This window comes from Sphingobium sp. B8D3A, assembly GCF_025961995.1.
Taxonomy (GTDB): Bacteria; Pseudomonadota; Alphaproteobacteria; order Sphingomonadales; family Sphingomonadaceae; genus Sphingobium.
In genome coordinates this window covers 2,800,262-2,815,573 of record NZ_JAOQOS010000001.1, presented here as the reverse complement: position 1 = coordinate 2,815,573, position 15,312 = coordinate 2,800,262, and the positions used below count along the sequence as shown (strand labels likewise).

Below are 15,312 nucleotides of genomic sequence, written 5' to 3'. Positions count from 1 at the left end.
GCGGAAGGCGACAGGAGGGGAAATTTGTGAGCAACAGGGTTCACCGCTGGCACACGCGGCTGATGGTCGCGGCAGGCGCCGCGCTTCTGGCAACGACGGCGACACCAGCCATAGCGCAGGCCTTTGGCGAGCGCAGCGCTGTCAATATTCCCACGTGCAACCGCGACTGTCTGATCGGCTATGCGCGCGATTACATGGCGGCGCTGGCGAAGAAGGACCCCGCGTCCCTCAAGCTCGCGGCGGACGTGCAGTTTACCGAGAACAATGTCGTCATCCCGATCGGCAAGGGTCTGTGGCGCTCGATCAGCAAGGTCGCGCCAACGGGCCTCGAAGCCGCCGATCCGCTCACCGGGCAGGTCGCCTGGTTCGGCGTCGTATGGGAGCATGGCGAGCCCGCATATTATGCGATGCGGATGCGCGTGCAGGACGACAAGATCGACCAGATCGAGACGGTCGTACATCGCCGCACGGGTCTGCCGGCGCCCTTTGGCGATCCGGACAAGGTCGCGCATCACCCTGCCTTCAACGAGGTTCTGCCGCCCGATCAGCGCGTCTCGCGGGCGCGGCTGATTGCGGTGGCGCAGAGCTACTTCAACACCGTCGAGCGTAATGACGGCACGGTGTTTGCGCCGTTCACGGAGGATTGCGGGCGGCTGGAGAACGGCATCAGCACCACCGCGCCGGGCAAGGGCGTTTCCGCCGAGCCGGGCGCGAATGGCAATGCGGCTTCGCTGGCCTCGGGCTGCCTCGAACAGTTCAAGCTCGGCATCTACTACATTAACAAGCGCATCCGCGAGCGGCGCTTCCCGCTGGTCGACGAGGAGCGCGGCGTCGTCATCGCCTCCGGCTTCTTCGATCATGACAATGAGGTGGACCGCTACAAGCTGACCGACGGGCGCGAGATGAAGACCGCGCTCAAATGGCCGAACTCGATCACGCTCTTGGAAGCCTTCCGCGTGAGAGACGGCGCGATTCAGGAGATCGAGGCCGTGTTCACCTATGTGCCCTATTTCATGCACAATCCCTGGGCGACCGGCCGCGAGCATGGGGAGCAGGGCGAATGAGGCGCGCGTTTCTCACCGCAGCCGCGCTCTGCGCGCTCGTCACCGCGCCGGCCATGGCGCAGACCACGGCACAATCTTCTGCGCCTTGCGACTCCGCCTGCCTCAGCCAGCTCGCGGGCAGCTTTATGAGCGCGATGGCCAAGGCCGATCCGGTCGGCGTGGCATGGGCCGATCCGGTGCTCTACGCCGAGAACAGCGTGCCGGTCCGCATCGGCGAAAGCTCCTGGGTCACCATCAAGGCGGTCGATGATGCGCCGCTGGTGGTGACGGACAGCCAGACGGGCCGCGTGGTCTGGTTCGGTTCTGTCGAGGATCATGGCCAGCCCGGCTTCTACGCCATGGACATGGCGACGGAGGGCGGCAGGATTGCCGCCGTGCAATCCGTCATCCGGCGCAAGCAGGGGCGCCAGCCCTTCGGTGATCCGGTTACCTACGCGCCGGCCAAGAGCCTGACGAGCAGCCTCAGCCCGAAGGCACGTCTGCCGCGCGGTCAGATGAAGGCTTTGGTCGATGCTTATTTCTCCTCGGTCGCCGCGAATGGGGAAGGACCGGCGGTCAGCTTCGACAAGGGCTGCACGACCATCGAGAATGGCGTGCCGGTGACCGGTTTGCTGGCCGCCAAAAGTGCAAAGGATGCCGGCTGTGCGGCGCCTTTGACGCGCGGCCTGTTCGGTGAGGTCGAGGCTCTGCGCCATGAGGTCGTGGCGGTCGACGAGGCACGCGGGCTGGTCGCTGTGATTGGCTATCGCGACCTCTCCGGGGCGCAGATGCAGTTCACCGGGCGGGACGGGCAGAGCTACCCGGCCGAGGCGCATTATGCGCGCACCGTGGGTTTCGTGAGCATCTTCAAGATCGCCAATGGCCGCATCGCGCGGATCGAGACGATCTCCAACGAAGTGCCCTATCTCATGCCCGCGCCGTTCGCCAAGGCGCTGCCGAAGGACGTCATCGTCGCGGACAAGGGCGTGTTCCCCGAGAATGCCGACGTCGATTCCAAGGGCAATTTCTACATCAGCAGCTTCAAGGGCAATATCTACCGTGCGGTGCCCGGCAGTACGCAGGCCGTCGCCTGGATCCGTCCGGACGAGAAGAACAAGCTGGCGGCGGTGCTGGGCGTGCTCGTCGACGAGCGGACCAACACACTTTGGGCCTGCTCGGTGCCGATGGGGCAGGCAGGGGCGGTGTCCGCGCTCGTCGCCTTCGACCTCGCATCGGGCGATCTCAAGAAGCGCTACGAGATGCCTGCGCCGGCCAGCGCGTGTAATGACATCGCGCTCGCCAAGGATGGCACGGCTTATATCGCCGAGACCACCAATGGGCGCATCTTCACGCTTGCGCCGGGTGCAGAGGCGGTGTCGCTGCTGGTCGAGGATAAGGCCCTGCTCGGCGGAGTCGATGGCATCGCGTTCGGAGAGGATGGCACGCTCTACGTCAACAATGTCCGGCAGAACACGATGCTGCGGGTCAACCGGCGGGCGGATGGCAGCTTTGCCGGCCTGACCAAGCTCAATGTCTCGCAGCCGCTCAACGGCCCGGATGGCCTGCGGCCCGTCGGGGGCAATCGCTTCCTGCAGGCCGAAGGGCCGGCAGGGCGGATCAGCCTGCTCACCATCGAAGGAGATGATGTGACCGTGAAACTGCTCAAGGACGGCATGGATGGCGTGCCCGGCGTCACCCACTTCGATGGCTTTGCCTATGCGGTGGAGAGCAAGGGCCGCTTCCTCTTCGATCCCGCCCTCAAGGGGCAGGACCCAGGCGCCTTCGCCTTGCGGGCCGTGCCGATGGGAGAGCTGCGATGAGGCGTGCGGCATCGCTGGGACTGGGGCTGGCACTGTGCGGGCTGCTGATCGCGGCCGGGCCGGTGCAGGCGCAGATGCAGACGGGCATTGATCGCGAGATCGACACGCTCACCACGCGCGTCGAGAAACTGGAGGGCGCCCGCGCGGTGATGAAGCTGCAGCGCGCCTTTGGCTATTATCTCGACCGGGGCCTGTGGCAGGACGCGGCCGACCTGTTCGCGGACAAGGGCAGTATCGAGATCGGCGCCGATGGTGTCTATATCGGCAAGGACCGCATCCGCGATTATCTGAAGGCCCTGCATGGCGGTCAGGATGGGCTGATCTACGGCCAGCTCAATGAGTGGGTGACGCTCCAGCCGGTCGTGGATGTCGCGCCCAATGGCCGCAGCGCCAAGGCGCGCTGGCGTGACCTCGGAATGCTCGGCCAGCACAAGCAGCACGCCGAGTGGCGCGACGGCATTTACGAGAATGATTATGTGAAGGAGGACGGCGTGTGGAAAATCGCGCGGTTGCACCTCTACATCAATTTCGTGGCGCCTTATGAAAAGGGCTGGGCACGCCTCAAGCCCGGTGAGGGGCTGACACGCAGCGCGGCCAGCAAGGCCATGCCGCCGGATCGCCCGTCGACGAGTACGCGGGCCTTCCCGGATCGCACGCTTCCGCCGTTCCACGCGCCCAATCCCGTGACTGGCCAGCCCGTGTCGGAGACCGTGAAATGAGCGCCCGCACCAGCATCATGGCCGCGCTGATTGGCGGCCTTGTCATCACGGCACCTGCGCCCGCTGCCGCCCAGAGTGACGCGGCGCTGCGGGGCAAGGTCGCCGCCTATCAGAAGCGGGTGCAAGCGCTGGAGGACCAGCTCGCCATCGAGAACCTCACCGCGACCTTTGGCTATTATTTCGACAAGGGCCTGTGGAACCAGGCGGCGGACCTGTTCACCGCGCGCGGGCAGTTCGAATATGGGCAGCGAGGGGTCTATATCGGTCCGGCGCGCATCCGGCAGGCGATGCTGCTCTTTGGGCCGCAGGGCCTGAGCGCGGGCAGCCTCAATAATCACATGATGCTGCAGCCCATTGTTGTGGTGGCGCCGGATGGCCGCACGGCGACGGGGCGCTGGCAGGGCATGGTGATGCTCGCCCGGCCCGGCGAGAACGGCCGTTGGGGCGTTGGTATCTACGAGAATAAATATGTGAAGGAAGGCGGGGTGTGGAAGTTCGACACGCTGCACTTCTATGTCACCGCCATGACCGATTATGATCTGGGCTTTGCCAAATATGCGATCCAGATGGACGGGCCGAGCGCGTTGTTCCCGCCGGACAAGCCGCCGACGGAGGTCTACCGCTCCTTCCCGAACGCTTATCTCCCGGCCTTCAGCTACGATCATCCGGTCACCGGCCAGTCGCTCAAGGCGCTGCCGATGGAGGGCGATGACATCGTTGGCCGCCCGGATCGCGGCATGGAGAGCGGCAAGCGCGAAGAGAGCAGCGCAGCAAAGGGAATGAGGCAACCATGATGAACCGGACCCGCATCGTCGCGGCCCTGATCGCCGCATCCGCCCTGCTTCCTGTGACGCAGGCCTCGGCGCAAGCCGCCCCCAAGACGGCCGCAGAGCGCCTCGCCGCCCTGGATGAGCGCATCACACGACTGGAAGACCTCAACGCCATCGAGAAGCTGCAGCGCAGCTACGGCTATTTCGTCGACAAGAGCCAGTGGCATCCGCTGTCCGAGCTGTTCACCGAGGATGCCACGCTGGAGATTGGCGGCAAGGGCATCTTCCTCGGCAAGGCGCGGGTGCTCGAATATATGCAAAAGGCCTTCGGGCCGGACGGCACCAAGAAGGGTGTGCTCGCCAACCACATGCAGTTCCAGCCGATCCCGGACATTTCCGCCGACGGCAAGACCGGCTGGGTGCGGGCGCGGGCCTTCGTGATGAGCAATGGCGGCTGGGGCCTGCCGCTCTACGAGAATGAATATCGTAAGGAGAATGGCGTCTGGAAGATCAGCCGCCTGACCGGGCCCTTCACCATGTACACCAGCTGGGAAGGCTGGGGCAAATGGGCGATGAACAACACCTGGCCGGACAAGTTCGATCCGCCGCCGGATCTGCCGCCCTCGGTCGTCTACCTGACCTATCCCGCTTATTACATCGTGCCGTTCCATTATCCCAATCCGGTCTCCGGCAAGGTGTTCACGCCGGATCGGGATGAAGTCGGCGCCTATCACCGCCCGCCGGGCACGAAGGCGCAGATGGACTCGTTCAAGGTCGGTCGCTGGGTTGATGGATCGCAGCCGATTGGCCAGCCGCCGAAGGACTGAACACGATGATGGCGATGTGGAGACGGCCCGCCGGAGCGGTGGGCATAGCCCTGCTGATTCTGGGCGCGCTGATGGTTGCGTTCATGGCGCAGTTGCAGGCCAGCGGCCGGGCCGAGGTCGACAGCGCGCGGATGGCGGCGCAGGCGACCGACGGCACGGACTGGCTGCATGACGGGCGCACCTACAGCGCCCAGCGCTACAGTCCGCTCGACCAGATCAATGCGCAGAATGTAAGCCAGCTCGGCATCGCCTGGTATGACGATCTCGATACCTTCCGGGGTGTCGAGGCGACGCCGCTCTATGCCGATGGCGTGCTCTACAACACGCTCCCGTGGAACATCACGATTGCCTATGATGCCCGCACCGGCAAGCGCCTGTGGACCTATGATCCGCAGGTGCAGCGCGAGTTCGGGCGCTATGCGTGCTGCGAGCCGGTAGCGCGGGGCCTGGCGCTGTGGAAGGGCAAGGTCATCATCGCGACGCTGGACGGGCGGGTGATTGCGCTCAATGCGGCGGACGGCAAGCCGGTCTGGTCGGTGCAGAGCACGCCGAAGGACATGCCCTATACCATCACCGGCGCACCGCGCGTGTTCGACGGCAAGGTGGTCGTCGGCAATAGCGGCGGCGACATGGGCATTCGCGGCTTCGTCGCGGCCTATGATGCCGATACCGGCAAGGAAGCCTGGAAATTCTACCTGACCCCGGGCGATCCCGCCAAGGGGCCGGATGGCGCCGCGTCCGACAATGTCATGGAGATGATCCGCAAGACGTGGTCCGGCGACTATTGGAAGCTGGGCGGCGGGGCCAATGCGTGGGACAGCATCGGCTACGATCCCGCGCTCAAGCTTGTCTATATCGGCACGGGTAACGGGTCGCCGCTCTCCTGGCATTATCGCAGCAATGGCAAGGGCGATAACCTCTTCATCTGCTCCATCGTCGCGGTGAATGTCGAGACCGGCAAATATGCCTGGCACTACCAGATGGTGCCCGAGGAGGACTGGGACTACACCTGCACGCAATCCATCGTCACTGCGGACCTGAAGATCGGCGGACGGGACCGCAAGGTGCTGATGCAGGCGCCGAAGAACGGCTATTTCTACGTGCTGGACCGCGCGACGGGCGCGTTTATCTCGGCCGGTCAGATTGCGCCTGCGAACTGGACGCTCGGCATCGATCCCAAGACCGGCCGCCCGAAGATGAACCCGGATGCGCATTATGGCCAGGATCCGTTTCTGGTGAAGCCGGGGCCGGGCGGCGCGCATAACTGGTTCCCCATGGCCTATAGCCCGCGAACCAAGCTGGCTTACTTCCCCCTCTACGAATCCGGCATGGCGCTGGCGCTCGATCCCGATTTCCAGCCCAAGCCGTTCCGTTCCAATGCGGGCTGGGGTGGATACACCGGCGAGGCGGCGAAGAAGCGTGGCGAGCTGATGAAAGAGGCCGTGGCCATGGACAAGGCCTATCTCCTGGCCTGGGATCCGGTGAAGCAGAAAGCGGCCTGGAAAATCCCGTTGCCGCGCCACGGCAATGGCGGCGTGATGGTCACGGGCAGCGACCTTGTTTTCGAGGGCACGACACGCCAGACCTTCGCGGCCTTCGATGCCCGCAACGGCAAGCTGCTCTGGGAAATGCCGGTGCAGAGCGCGCCGGTCGCCGGGCCGATCACTTACACGCTCGATGGCGTGCAATATGTCGCCGTCAATGCCGGTTGGGGCGGGGGCGCCGCCATGGTCGAGCGCGGGCAGGGCATCGAGATGCCACGTGCGCCGGCCCGGCTGATCGTGTTCAAGCTGGGCGGCACGGCGCAATTGCCAGCCCTCCAGCCTGCCGCGAAAGCGCCGGAGCCGCCACCGCTCCGCGCCAGCGAGGCGCAGGTCGCACGCGGGGCGCAGCTCTTCGCCGAGACCTGTGCGGTGTGCCACGGCCAGCAGGCCATCGGCGGCGTCAAGGATCTGCGGATGATGACCCGCGAGACGCACGCCAAGTTCAACGACATCGTGCTCAAGGGCATTTATGCCGACAAGGGGATGGCGAGCTTTGCGGACCTCATCTCGGCCGAGGATGCCGAGGCGATCCATGGCTATCTGATCGCGCGGGCCAATGAGGATTGGGGCGGCGTGTCGGACGGGAAGGGGCCGCACTAAGCGCCCGGAACGCCCTCAGCCATAAACAGCAACGCCGGGGTTTTGCCCCGGCGTTTGCGTTTGTGCCGCTGTCGGAGAAGAGCTCAGCTCTCCTCTTCGGCCCCATCACCCTGCGAGCCGATGATGGTCGCAGCCACCAATATGCCGGCGACAGTCAGCACCGGATTGCGGACCGCAAAGCGCAGACCGTAGTTGATGAGGCGCGGCGTCACCGCTGCGACCACCATCTTGGCGAGCGTGCGGTTATCCTCATGCTTGATCGATTTGACGATCGGTTGCGCCAGGCGCACGCTGGTCTTGCCAAGGGCGCGGCCGGTCTTGACCGCCTTGTCGGCAATGACCTGCGTCGTGCTTTTGTCATGCTCCACCACTACGGGCAACTGACGCGGGTTCACGGCCTTGGTCCTCGCGCGGCGCGGGGTTGCCGAGTTCGGTTTATCGGTTTTCGCTTGTCTCGTCATGATCTCGTCCCACGCCTGTTGTCTCTCATTGGTCTAACGTCGGCGCGGGGTGCCCGTTCCCGTGCCCTTACCAGTCTTCCTGAGCACGGGTGATGAGATAGCCGTGGATGTCTTCGGCCTGCGCCTTGGTCAGCACCCCGCTGAAATTGGGCATGCCCTTGTGGAGCAGGGTTCCGTTCAACACAATGTCGAGAAAGCCGTCATGCGCGTCCTTGCTCATCCGCCGCAGATCCTTGATGCCGCCGACGGCATTGTCGCCATGGCAGCGATTGCAGGTCTCGCCATAGAGAGCCGCGCCGCGCGCCGCGACCTCGGTAGGGATGCGCTGGCGGGGCAGATAGGCGGTCTCTTCCTGCGTCTTCATCGGCGGCAGCGTCACGCCCTTGGCGTCCAGCTTGAACACCAGCAGCTTCGCGGTGGCGAAGCGGAAGGGGCCATCCTTGGCGAGATTATAGACCGGCGAGCCGCCCCAGCCGACATTGAGCGCGATATATTGCTCGCCGTCGATCATATAGGTCATCGCGCCCGCGACGCCGGCCTGATCGACGTTCATCTCCCAGAGCTTCCGGCCATTGTCCGCCCGGTAGATGGCGACGGTCTTGTTGATCGTCGGCTGCACGAGGATGTTACCCGCCGTGGTCAGCACGCCGCCTGAGCCCGGATGCGGATAGGGCACGCGCCAGGCCTCGCTCTGGGTTGCCGGGTTCCAGGCGAGCAGATAGCCTTTCTCGCTCGCCATGATCTCGTTCATCAGCTGTTTGCGCAGGTCCGGCTGGTTGGCATGATCGAAGCCGGTGTTGTTGCGCCCGCGCACATATTGATACGCACCGTCCGGCTGGTTGGCGTAGATCGACCCCTGCTCCTGCGCCGAGAGATAGACCAGCCCGGTCTTGGGGCTGTAGCTCATCGGGTGCCAGGTGTGCGCGGCCATCCAGCTCGGGCTCATGATGTGCGGCGTGGTCGTGTTATGCGCGGTGGGCAGCACCACCGGGCGCCCCGTCTTCATGTCGACATGGCTGGCCCATGTGTTGACCGACACATAGCTCTTGGCGGAGATCAGCGCGCCGGTCGCGCGGTCCAGCACGTAGAAGAAGCCGTTCTTCGGCGCCTGCATGGCCACCTTGCGCAGCTTGCCGTCGATCTTGAGGTCGGCGAGCACGATGGGCTGGGTGCAGGTATAATCCCAGTCCTCCTCGGGCACCATCTGGTAGTGCCATTTATAGGCGCCCGTGGTCGCATCCACCGCCACCATGGAGCAGAGGAACAGATTGTCGCCCTTGCTGTCGCTGCGGTGATGCCAGCTTTGCGGGCTGCCATTGCCGGTGCCGATGTAGACGAGGTTCAGTTCGGGATCGTAGGCGAAGCTGTCCCACGCATTGCCGCCGCCGCCGGTCTTCCAGAATTTGCCGTGCCAGGTCGGCGCGGCGATCTTCATCGCGCTGTCGGAGGCTTCGCCGTCCGGGCCGTTGGCGGGGTTGCCGGGGACGATGTAGAATTTCCACAGCCGCTTGCCGGTCTCGGCATCATAGGCGGCCACGAAGCCGCGCGAGCCATAGTCCGCGCCGCCATTGCCGATGATCACCTTGCCGTCATAGACGCGCGGCGCGCCGGTGATCGAATATTGCTCCTTGCGATCGAAGGTCTGCGCGGACCAGAGCTCGGCCCCGGTCTTGCGATCGATGGCAATCAGCCGCCCATCCAGCGCGCCGATGATGATCTTGTTGCCCCAGGCCGCAAGGCCGCGCGAGGAGGGGCCGCAGCAGGCGAGGCCGGCCCATTCCTTGCCGACCTTGGGGTCGTAAACCCACAATTTCTCGCCGGTCTTGGCATTATAGGCCGTGACGACGTTGAAGATATTCTCATTGTAGAGCACGCCGTCGATCACCAGCGGCGTCGCCTGCACGCCGCGATAGGTATCGAGATCGTCGAACCAGGCGAGGCCGAGGCGATGGGCATTGCTGTCATTGATCTGGTCGAGCGGGCTGTAGCGCTGTTCGTCCCAGGTCCGGCTGTAGGATGCCCATTGGCCGGGCTGATCGTCGGCCTTCACCATCTGCGCGTGGCCGATGCCGGCTTCCGTCGCTACCGAAGTGGTGGAGGTCGTCATCTGGCAAGCGCTGGCGCCCAGCAGCGCCGTTGCGGCCAGAAAAGCAAGCCCGTGCGTCTTCATATCCTCTCCCGACGTTCGGCCGCCTGCGCGCGATGAGCAGGTGGGGCCGCGCCTTCAGGCTATGCCGCACAAGGCGCGTGAATCCAACGCTGCTGGCTTGACCCGCGCGTCACACTTGTTGACCCAAGTGGCTACCGGGCGGGGCGGAGATGGACGTGCTGATCAGGCGACGCGGCGGGTGATTGTCTCGACGGCCTCATATTGCGAGATCTCGCCGCCCTGTTTGCTGGTGTAGAGCGCCTTGTCGGCAAGGGCGAGCAGGTCTTCGAGCGCTTCGTCCCGGCCGCGCGACACCACGAAGCCGTGGCCGGTCGAAATCTTGAGGGTCAGCGCGCCGATGCTGAACGGCTGGGTGATCGCCTCCCGGATGCGGGCGGCGAGCTGGGCGGCGTCGTCGGCGTTCACGATGTCATACTGGATGACCGCAAATTCGTCCCCGCCGAGCCGCGCGACGATATCGCTGTCCCTTATCGTCCGGGCGATGCGCTTGCCGGCGGCGGCGAGCAGGGCGTCTCCGACCGGGTGGCCATGGCGATCGTTGACCGGCTTGAAGTCGTTGAGGTCAAGATAATGGACCGCGACCAGCTTGTTCTCCGCCCCGGAAGCAACAACCTGCTCCCACCATTCGCGCAGCGCGATGCGGTTGGGGAGGGCGGTCAGCGCATCCTTGCGGGCGAGGTGCGAGAAGGCGATGCGCAGCGCAATGTCGTCGGCCGAGCGGTTCTGCTTGCCGCGCAGGCTCTGGATGCCGCTGAGCAGGATCGCCGCCATCACGGCGCCGCTGAGCTTGTAGAGAAAGTCGGGCTGCAGCAGCATCGCGGCGATCACCGGCCCGAGCGCCAGCATCATGCTCGGTACGGCGATCCACATCCGCGATCCCATGCCGACAGCGACACCGGCGCAATAGCTCAGCGACAGGGCCGCAGCCACCATATGGGTGTCCGCCGAGGGAAGCTGGAGCAGGCGAAAGCCGAACAGGCCAAGCACAAGGGAAAAGCAGAGATAGGGAATCGCGAAGAGCCGCTCGAGATATCTCGCCTGCTCGATCGTCACCCCTTCGGCATGGATGATCGGTGCGATCAGATGCGCCGACACGAGGCGGGCGACGGACGCAACCGCGCCCAGGATCAGCAGGACGAGCAGGATGCTGTCCCCGGTGCGGTTCAGGATCACCAGCCCCGCAGACAGAAAGCTGATCGTCATGACCAGCGCCGGCGCGAAGGCGTGAAAGAGACCGCGAATCAGATCGATTTCAACCGCTTCGGGGTGATGACGCAGGGGGCTGCCTCGGCCTTTGATGTTACCCACCGTCACATCTCACATCTTATTTCGGTCAACCACGGAGGGCTCGTCTCATCAAGTCGCGCCGCTCGCCGTGAGCGCTCCACCTAGAGGGTGAAACGTCTCCAAATCTTTAAAATTGTTATTATTTCGGGCGACCTGTTGTGCCGTGCCTCGTCGGCGCAGCGCGTGGCGGGGGCGCCTAGCGCCCGGTCCATTCCGGCCGGCGTTTTTCCACAAAGGCTGCCATGCCCTCCGCCTTGTCTTCGGTGGATGCGAGGAGCTGGAAGATGCGCCGTTCGCTGACCAGCCCCTGCGTGAGCGTGGTCTCAAAGGCGAGGTTGACCAGCTCCTTGTTGGCCATGACGGCCAACGGCGGCATGGCGGCGACGGCCTCCGCCGCCTTGAGCGCTTCGTCGAGCAGATCGTCGGCCGGCACGATGCGCGCGACAAGGCCAGCTCGCTCGGCTTCCTCGGCATCCATGCGGCGACCGGTGAGGCACAGGTCCATCGCCTTAGCCTTGCCGACCGCGCGGGTGAGCCGCTGCGATCCGCCCATGCCCGGCGCCACACCCAATGTGATTTCAGGCTGACCGAATTTCGCTGTGTCGGCGGCAATGATGAAGTCCGCCATCATCGCCAGTTCGCATCCGCCGCCCAGCGCGAAGCCGGCCACAGCCGCGATCCACGGCTTGCGGGTCGCGGCGATGCGGCTGGTCCACTGGGCGAACATCTCGGCGCGATACATGTCGGCACCGGTCTTGTCGGCCATCTCCTTGATGTCCGCACCGGCCGCAAACGCCTTTTCGCTGCCAGTAAGGACGAGGCAGCGCTGGCCCTCGTCCGCCTCATAAGCCTCGAACACGGCGATCAGATCGGCCAGCACCTGGCTGTTGAGGGCGTTGAGCGCCTGGGGGCGATTGAGCGTGACCAGCGTGACGGCGCCGCGCTGCTCGACCAGCACTGTCTCATAGCTCATGCGCAATCGCTCCCTTAAGGCGTCCGGTTCAGAGGATATATTTGCTCAGGTCCGTGTTCTTGGCGATACCCGAAAGCTGGCGCTCGACATAGCCGGCATCGATGGTGATCGTCTCGCCCGCGCGGGTGTCCGCCTCGAAGCTCACATCCTCCAGCAATTTCTCCATCACCGTCTGGAGCCGGCGCGCCCCGATATTCTCGACCTGCTCGTTCACGTCGGCGGCGATCTTCGCGATGGCGCGGATGCCGTCCGGCGCGAGCTGGATGGTCACGCCTTCGGTGGCCAGAAGCGCGGCATATTGCTCGGGCAGCGAGGCTTTGGTGTCGGAGAGGATCGCGACGAAATCCTCCTCAGTGAGGCCCTTCAATTCCACGCGGATCGGCAGGCGGCCCTGCAGTTCCGGCAGCAGGTCACTCGGCTTGGCGACATGGAAGGCGCCCGAGGCGATGAACAGGATATGGTCGGTCTTGAGCGGGCCATATTTGGTGGCGACCGTCGTGCCCTCGATCAGCGGCAGCAGATCGCGCTGAACGCCCTCGCGGCTCACCGATCCGCCGCGCACGTCGCTCACCGCGATCTTGTCGATCTCATCGAGGAACACGATGCCGTTCTGCTCGGCCGAGGCAATGGCGACGCGAGCGACATCATCCTGATCGAGCCGCTTGTCCTGCTCCTCCTCGACCAGCTTGTCCCAGGCATCGGCCACGCGCATCTTGCGGCGCTTCTTCTGGTGCCCGCCCATGGCCTTGGACATCATGTCCGAGAGGTTAATCATGCCGATATTGCCGCCCATGCCGGGGATTTCCATCGGCGCGGCCGGCGCGTCGGTCACTTCGACCTCCACCTCGACATCGTTCATCTGGTCGTTTTCGATCCGCTGGCGGAAGGAGAGGCGGGTCGCCTCGCTGGCTTCCTTGCCGGTGAGGGCATCGAGCAGCCGGCCCATGGCGGCCTCGCTGGCTGCGCCGCGCACCGCCTCGCGCCGGCGCTCGCGCTCCAGGCGCACCGCTTCCTCAACCAGATCGCGCACGATCTGCTCCACGTCGCGGCCGACATAGCCGACCTCGGTAAACTTGGTCGCTTCCACCTTGATGAACGGCGCATCGGCCAGCTTGGCGAGGCGCCGGCTGATCTCGGTCTTGCCGCAGCCCGTGGGGCCGATCATCAGGATGTTCTTGGGCGTCACCTCGTCGCGCAGCTCGGGCGAGAGCTTCTGCCGCCGCCAGCGGTTGCGCAGGGCAACGGCGACGGCGCGCTTGGCCTCGGCCTGGCCGATGATGTGCGCATCCAGCGCGGTGACGATGGCTTTGGGGGTGAGATTGTCGTTCATAAGGGTGCTTTGAAATCCGTTCGTGTCGAGCGAAGTCGAGACACGTTGAGGCCGGTCTGTCCGTCTCTCGACTTCGCTCGAGACGAACGGGGTGAGGCGGGATGATGTGTCAGGTGGCGCTGTCCAGAGTCTCGATGGTCAGGCTGTCATTGGTGTAGACGCAAATTTCCGCCGCGATCTTCATGGCCTTGCGGGCGAGCGTCTCGGCGTCCTTCTCATAATCCTGCAGCGCCCGCGCGGCGGAGAGCGCGTAATTGCCGCCCGATCCGATCGCTGCGATGCCTTCCAGCGGCTCCAGCACGTCGCCATTGCCGGTGAGGATCAAGGTCGTGTCCTTGTCCGCCACGATCATCATGGCCTCAAGATTGCGCAGATATTTGTCCGTCCGCCAGTCCTTCGCCAGTTCCACGGCGGCGCGCATCAGCTGCCCGTTGTGGCGCTCCAGCTTGCTCTCCAGCCGCTCGAAGAGCGTGAAGGCATCGGCGGTGGCGCCGGCAAAGCCGCCAATCACGCTGCCATCATGCAGGCGGCGGACCTTGCGGGCATTGGGTTTCATGACCGTCTGCCCCATCGAGACCTGGCCATCGCCGATGACGACGACCTTTCCTGAAGCGCGGACGGAGAGGATGGTGGTGCCGTGCCAGACCGGCATGGCGCTGTGCTGGGTGTCTGCCATGCGCCGCGATATGGGTGAGGGGAACCAGCCATGCAAGCGGCAGCCGGTCGGTCGAGCGCGCGCAGCGTGCGATGATCACCGGGCGGCCACCAGAATCGGGGATGACAGGGCTTGGGCGGCCCATTATCTGGCGCCGCCATGACACCTGCCGATCCCAACGCTCCGCTCCGTCCGCTGCCGCTTCTGATCTTCGGGTCGCGCTGGCTGCAGCTCCCGCTGTATCTGGGCCTCATCGTCGCGCAGTGCGTCTATGTGTTCCTGTTCCTCAAGGAACTGATTCACTTGGTTATGCACGCCTATGAGTTCACCGAGCAGCAGATCATGCTGGTGGTACTCGGATTGATCGACGTGGTGATGATCTCGAACCTGCTGATCATGGTCATCGTCGGCGGATACGAGACTTTCGTGTCCCGCCTCGGCCTGCAGGGTCATCGCGATCAGCCCGAGTGGCTCAGCCATGTGAATGCCGGCGTGCTCAAGGTGAAGCTGGCCATGGCGATCATCGGCATTTCCTCCATCCACCTGCTGCGCACCTTCATCGAGGCCGGCGCGATCGGCACGCCCACGGCCCGCGTGACGAGCGAGGGGGTGATGTGGCAGTCGATCATCCACGGCCTCTTCATCGTCTCCGCCATCGGCATCGCCTATGTCGACCGGATGACGCAGACCAAGCACTGACGCGAAGCGCGGTGTCGCGCTGGTGCCCGAAGGAATCGCACGGAAGGCCGATACAGCGGCTTGACATACCGCCCCTCAATCGCCAAAGCGCTCGCCTCCGCGATTGGATCGCCGGGCGCGTAGCTCAGTGGTAGAGCACACCCTTCACACGGGTGGGGTCGCAAGTTCAATCCTTGCCGCGCCCACCATTAAATGCCCTGATTTCAAGGGTTTTTAATGCACATTTCCGAGCGAATGAAAAACCGCATTTCCGGGGCGGACCCAAAACAAAGGCCTCTTCCATGGGCTGATCGGTACAAATCCCGTACAGCATTTCACGCCGGTTTGCGGGCTCTAAGCCAAATACATGCGGCGCCGATCTTCGCGCCTACATCGACGATGATCAGAACCTTGCCCCTGGCCAAGGATAGCTTG

The 15,312-nt window shown here is 64.5% G+C and carries 13 protein-coding genes and 1 tRNA gene; 8 read left to right on the top strand and 6 right to left on the bottom strand.

What is annotated here, in order from left to right; translation table 11 throughout:
- Positions 1-26: 26 nt before the first annotated feature.
- From M2342_RS13065 to M2342_RS13040, 6 genes are read left to right on the top strand one after another with little or no spacing between them, the layout of a single operon-like run.
- On the top strand, positions 27-1,064 hold the full coding sequence (locus tag M2342_RS13065) for a hypothetical protein (protein WP_264579411.1): 1,038 nt from the start codon (positions 27-29) through the stop codon (positions 1,062-1,064).
- Positions 1,061-2,863, top strand: a complete 1,803-nt coding sequence (locus tag M2342_RS13060) for an SMP-30/gluconolactonase/LRE family protein (protein WP_264579410.1) — start codon at positions 1,061-1,063, stop codon at positions 2,861-2,863. Before M2342_RS13065 ends, M2342_RS13060 begins: the two co-directional genes overlap by 4 nt.
- Positions 2,860-3,582: a nuclear transport factor 2 family protein gene (locus M2342_RS13055; RefSeq protein WP_264579409.1), complete on the top strand. Its 723-nt coding sequence runs from the start codon at positions 2,860-2,862 to the stop codon at positions 3,580-3,582. Before M2342_RS13060 ends, M2342_RS13055 begins: the two co-directional genes overlap by 4 nt.
- Complete coding sequence (locus M2342_RS13050) at positions 3,579-4,376, top strand: nuclear transport factor 2 family protein (protein ID WP_264579408.1); 798 nt, start codon at positions 3,579-3,581, stop codon at positions 4,374-4,376. Before M2342_RS13055 ends, M2342_RS13050 begins: the two co-directional genes overlap by 4 nt.
- Positions 4,373-5,179, top strand: a complete 807-nt coding sequence (locus M2342_RS13045) for a nuclear transport factor 2 family protein (protein WP_264579407.1) — start codon at positions 4,373-4,375, stop codon at positions 5,177-5,179. Before M2342_RS13050 ends, M2342_RS13045 begins: the two co-directional genes overlap by 4 nt.
- A gap of 5 nt (positions 5,180-5,184) precedes the next feature.
- Positions 5,185-7,323 carry a PQQ-dependent dehydrogenase, methanol/ethanol family gene (locus M2342_RS13040; protein ID WP_264579406.1) on the top strand — a complete coding sequence of 713 codons (2,139 nt, stop codon included), beginning with the start codon at positions 5,185-5,187 and terminating at the stop codon, positions 7,321-7,323.
- An 83-nt stretch (positions 7,324-7,406) separates the two neighbouring features.
- Here the strand turns inward: M2342_RS13040 and M2342_RS13035 are convergent, their stop codons facing one another.
- The 6 genes from M2342_RS13035 to hslV all read right to left on the bottom strand — a co-directional run bounded on the left by M2342_RS13035 (position 7,407) and on the right by hslV (position 14,196).
- Positions 7,407-7,718: a hypothetical protein gene (locus tag M2342_RS13035; RefSeq protein ID WP_264579405.1), complete on the bottom strand. Its 312-nt coding sequence runs from the start codon at positions 7,716-7,718 to the stop codon at positions 7,407-7,409.
- A gap of 133 nt (positions 7,719-7,851) precedes the next feature.
- Positions 7,852-9,954 (bottom strand): PQQ-dependent dehydrogenase, methanol/ethanol family, encoded by a 2,103-nt coding sequence (locus tag M2342_RS13030; protein ID WP_264579404.1) that lies wholly within the window; start codon positions 9,952-9,954, stop codon positions 7,852-7,854.
- Positions 9,955-10,116: 162 nt separating this feature from the next.
- Complete coding sequence (locus tag M2342_RS13025) at positions 10,117-11,262, bottom strand: GGDEF domain-containing protein (RefSeq protein WP_264576269.1); 1,146 nt, start codon at positions 11,260-11,262, stop codon at positions 10,117-10,119.
- 175 nt (positions 11,263-11,437) lie between these two features.
- Complete coding sequence (locus tag M2342_RS13020) at positions 11,438-12,214, bottom strand: enoyl-CoA hydratase-related protein (protein ID WP_264579403.1); 777 nt, start codon at positions 12,212-12,214, stop codon at positions 11,438-11,440.
- A 28-nt stretch (positions 12,215-12,242) separates the two neighbouring features.
- On the bottom strand, positions 12,243-13,544 hold the full coding sequence (hslU, locus tag M2342_RS13015; protein ID WP_264579402.1) for an ATP-dependent protease ATPase subunit HslU: 1,302 nt from the start codon (positions 13,542-13,544) through the stop codon (positions 12,243-12,245).
- 109 nt (positions 13,545-13,653) lie between these two features.
- Positions 13,654-14,196: an ATP-dependent protease subunit HslV gene (gene hslV, locus M2342_RS13010; protein ID WP_264572210.1), complete on the bottom strand. Its 543-nt coding sequence runs from the start codon at positions 14,194-14,196 to the stop codon at positions 13,654-13,656.
- A 162-nt stretch (positions 14,197-14,358) separates the two neighbouring features.
- Between hslV and M2342_RS13005 the strand changes: the two genes are divergently transcribed.
- Both M2342_RS13005 and M2342_RS13000 read left to right on the top strand, forming a co-directional pair.
- On the top strand, positions 14,359-14,898 hold the full coding sequence (locus M2342_RS13005) for a TIGR00645 family protein (RefSeq protein ID WP_264579401.1): 540 nt from the start codon (positions 14,359-14,361) through the stop codon (positions 14,896-14,898).
- A gap of 113 nt (positions 14,899-15,011) precedes the next feature.
- A tRNA-Val gene (locus M2342_RS13000) sits at positions 15,012-15,086 on the top strand.
- The last annotated feature ends 226 nt before the right edge of the window (positions 15,087-15,312 follow it).

What these genes read in the sequence shown, in the direction of transcription:
- hslV (WP_264572210.1), bottom strand. Translation starts at nt 14,196, where the DNA reads ATGCCGGTCTGGCACGGCACCACCATCCTCTCCGTCCGCGCTTCAGGA.
- M2342_RS13040 (WP_264579406.1), top strand. Translation starts at nt 5,185, where the DNA reads ATGATGGCGATGTGGAGACGGCCCGCCGGAGCGGTGGGCATAGCCCTG.
- M2342_RS13020 (WP_264579403.1), bottom strand. Translation starts at nt 12,214, where the DNA reads ATGAGCTATGAGACAGTGCTGGTCGAGCAGCGCGGCGCCGTCACGCTG.
- M2342_RS13055 (WP_264579409.1), top strand. Translation starts at nt 2,860, where the DNA reads ATGAGGCGTGCGGCATCGCTGGGACTGGGGCTGGCACTGTGCGGGCTG.
- M2342_RS13060 (WP_264579410.1), top strand. Translation starts at nt 1,061, where the DNA reads ATGAGGCGCGCGTTTCTCACCGCAGCCGCGCTCTGCGCGCTCGTCACC.
- hslU (WP_264579402.1), bottom strand. Translation starts at nt 13,544, where the DNA reads ATGAACGACAATCTCACCCCCAAAGCCATCGTCACCGCGCTGGATGCG.
- M2342_RS13005 (WP_264579401.1), top strand. Translation starts at nt 14,359, where the DNA reads ATGACACCTGCCGATCCCAACGCTCCGCTCCGTCCGCTGCCGCTTCTG.
- M2342_RS13045 (WP_264579407.1), top strand. Translation starts at nt 4,373, where the DNA reads ATGATGAACCGGACCCGCATCGTCGCGGCCCTGATCGCCGCATCCGCC.
- M2342_RS13050 (WP_264579408.1), top strand. Translation starts at nt 3,579, where the DNA reads ATGAGCGCCCGCACCAGCATCATGGCCGCGCTGATTGGCGGCCTTGTC.
- M2342_RS13030 (WP_264579404.1), bottom strand. Translation starts at nt 9,954, where the DNA reads ATGAAGACGCACGGGCTTGCTTTTCTGGCCGCAACGGCGCTGCTGGGC.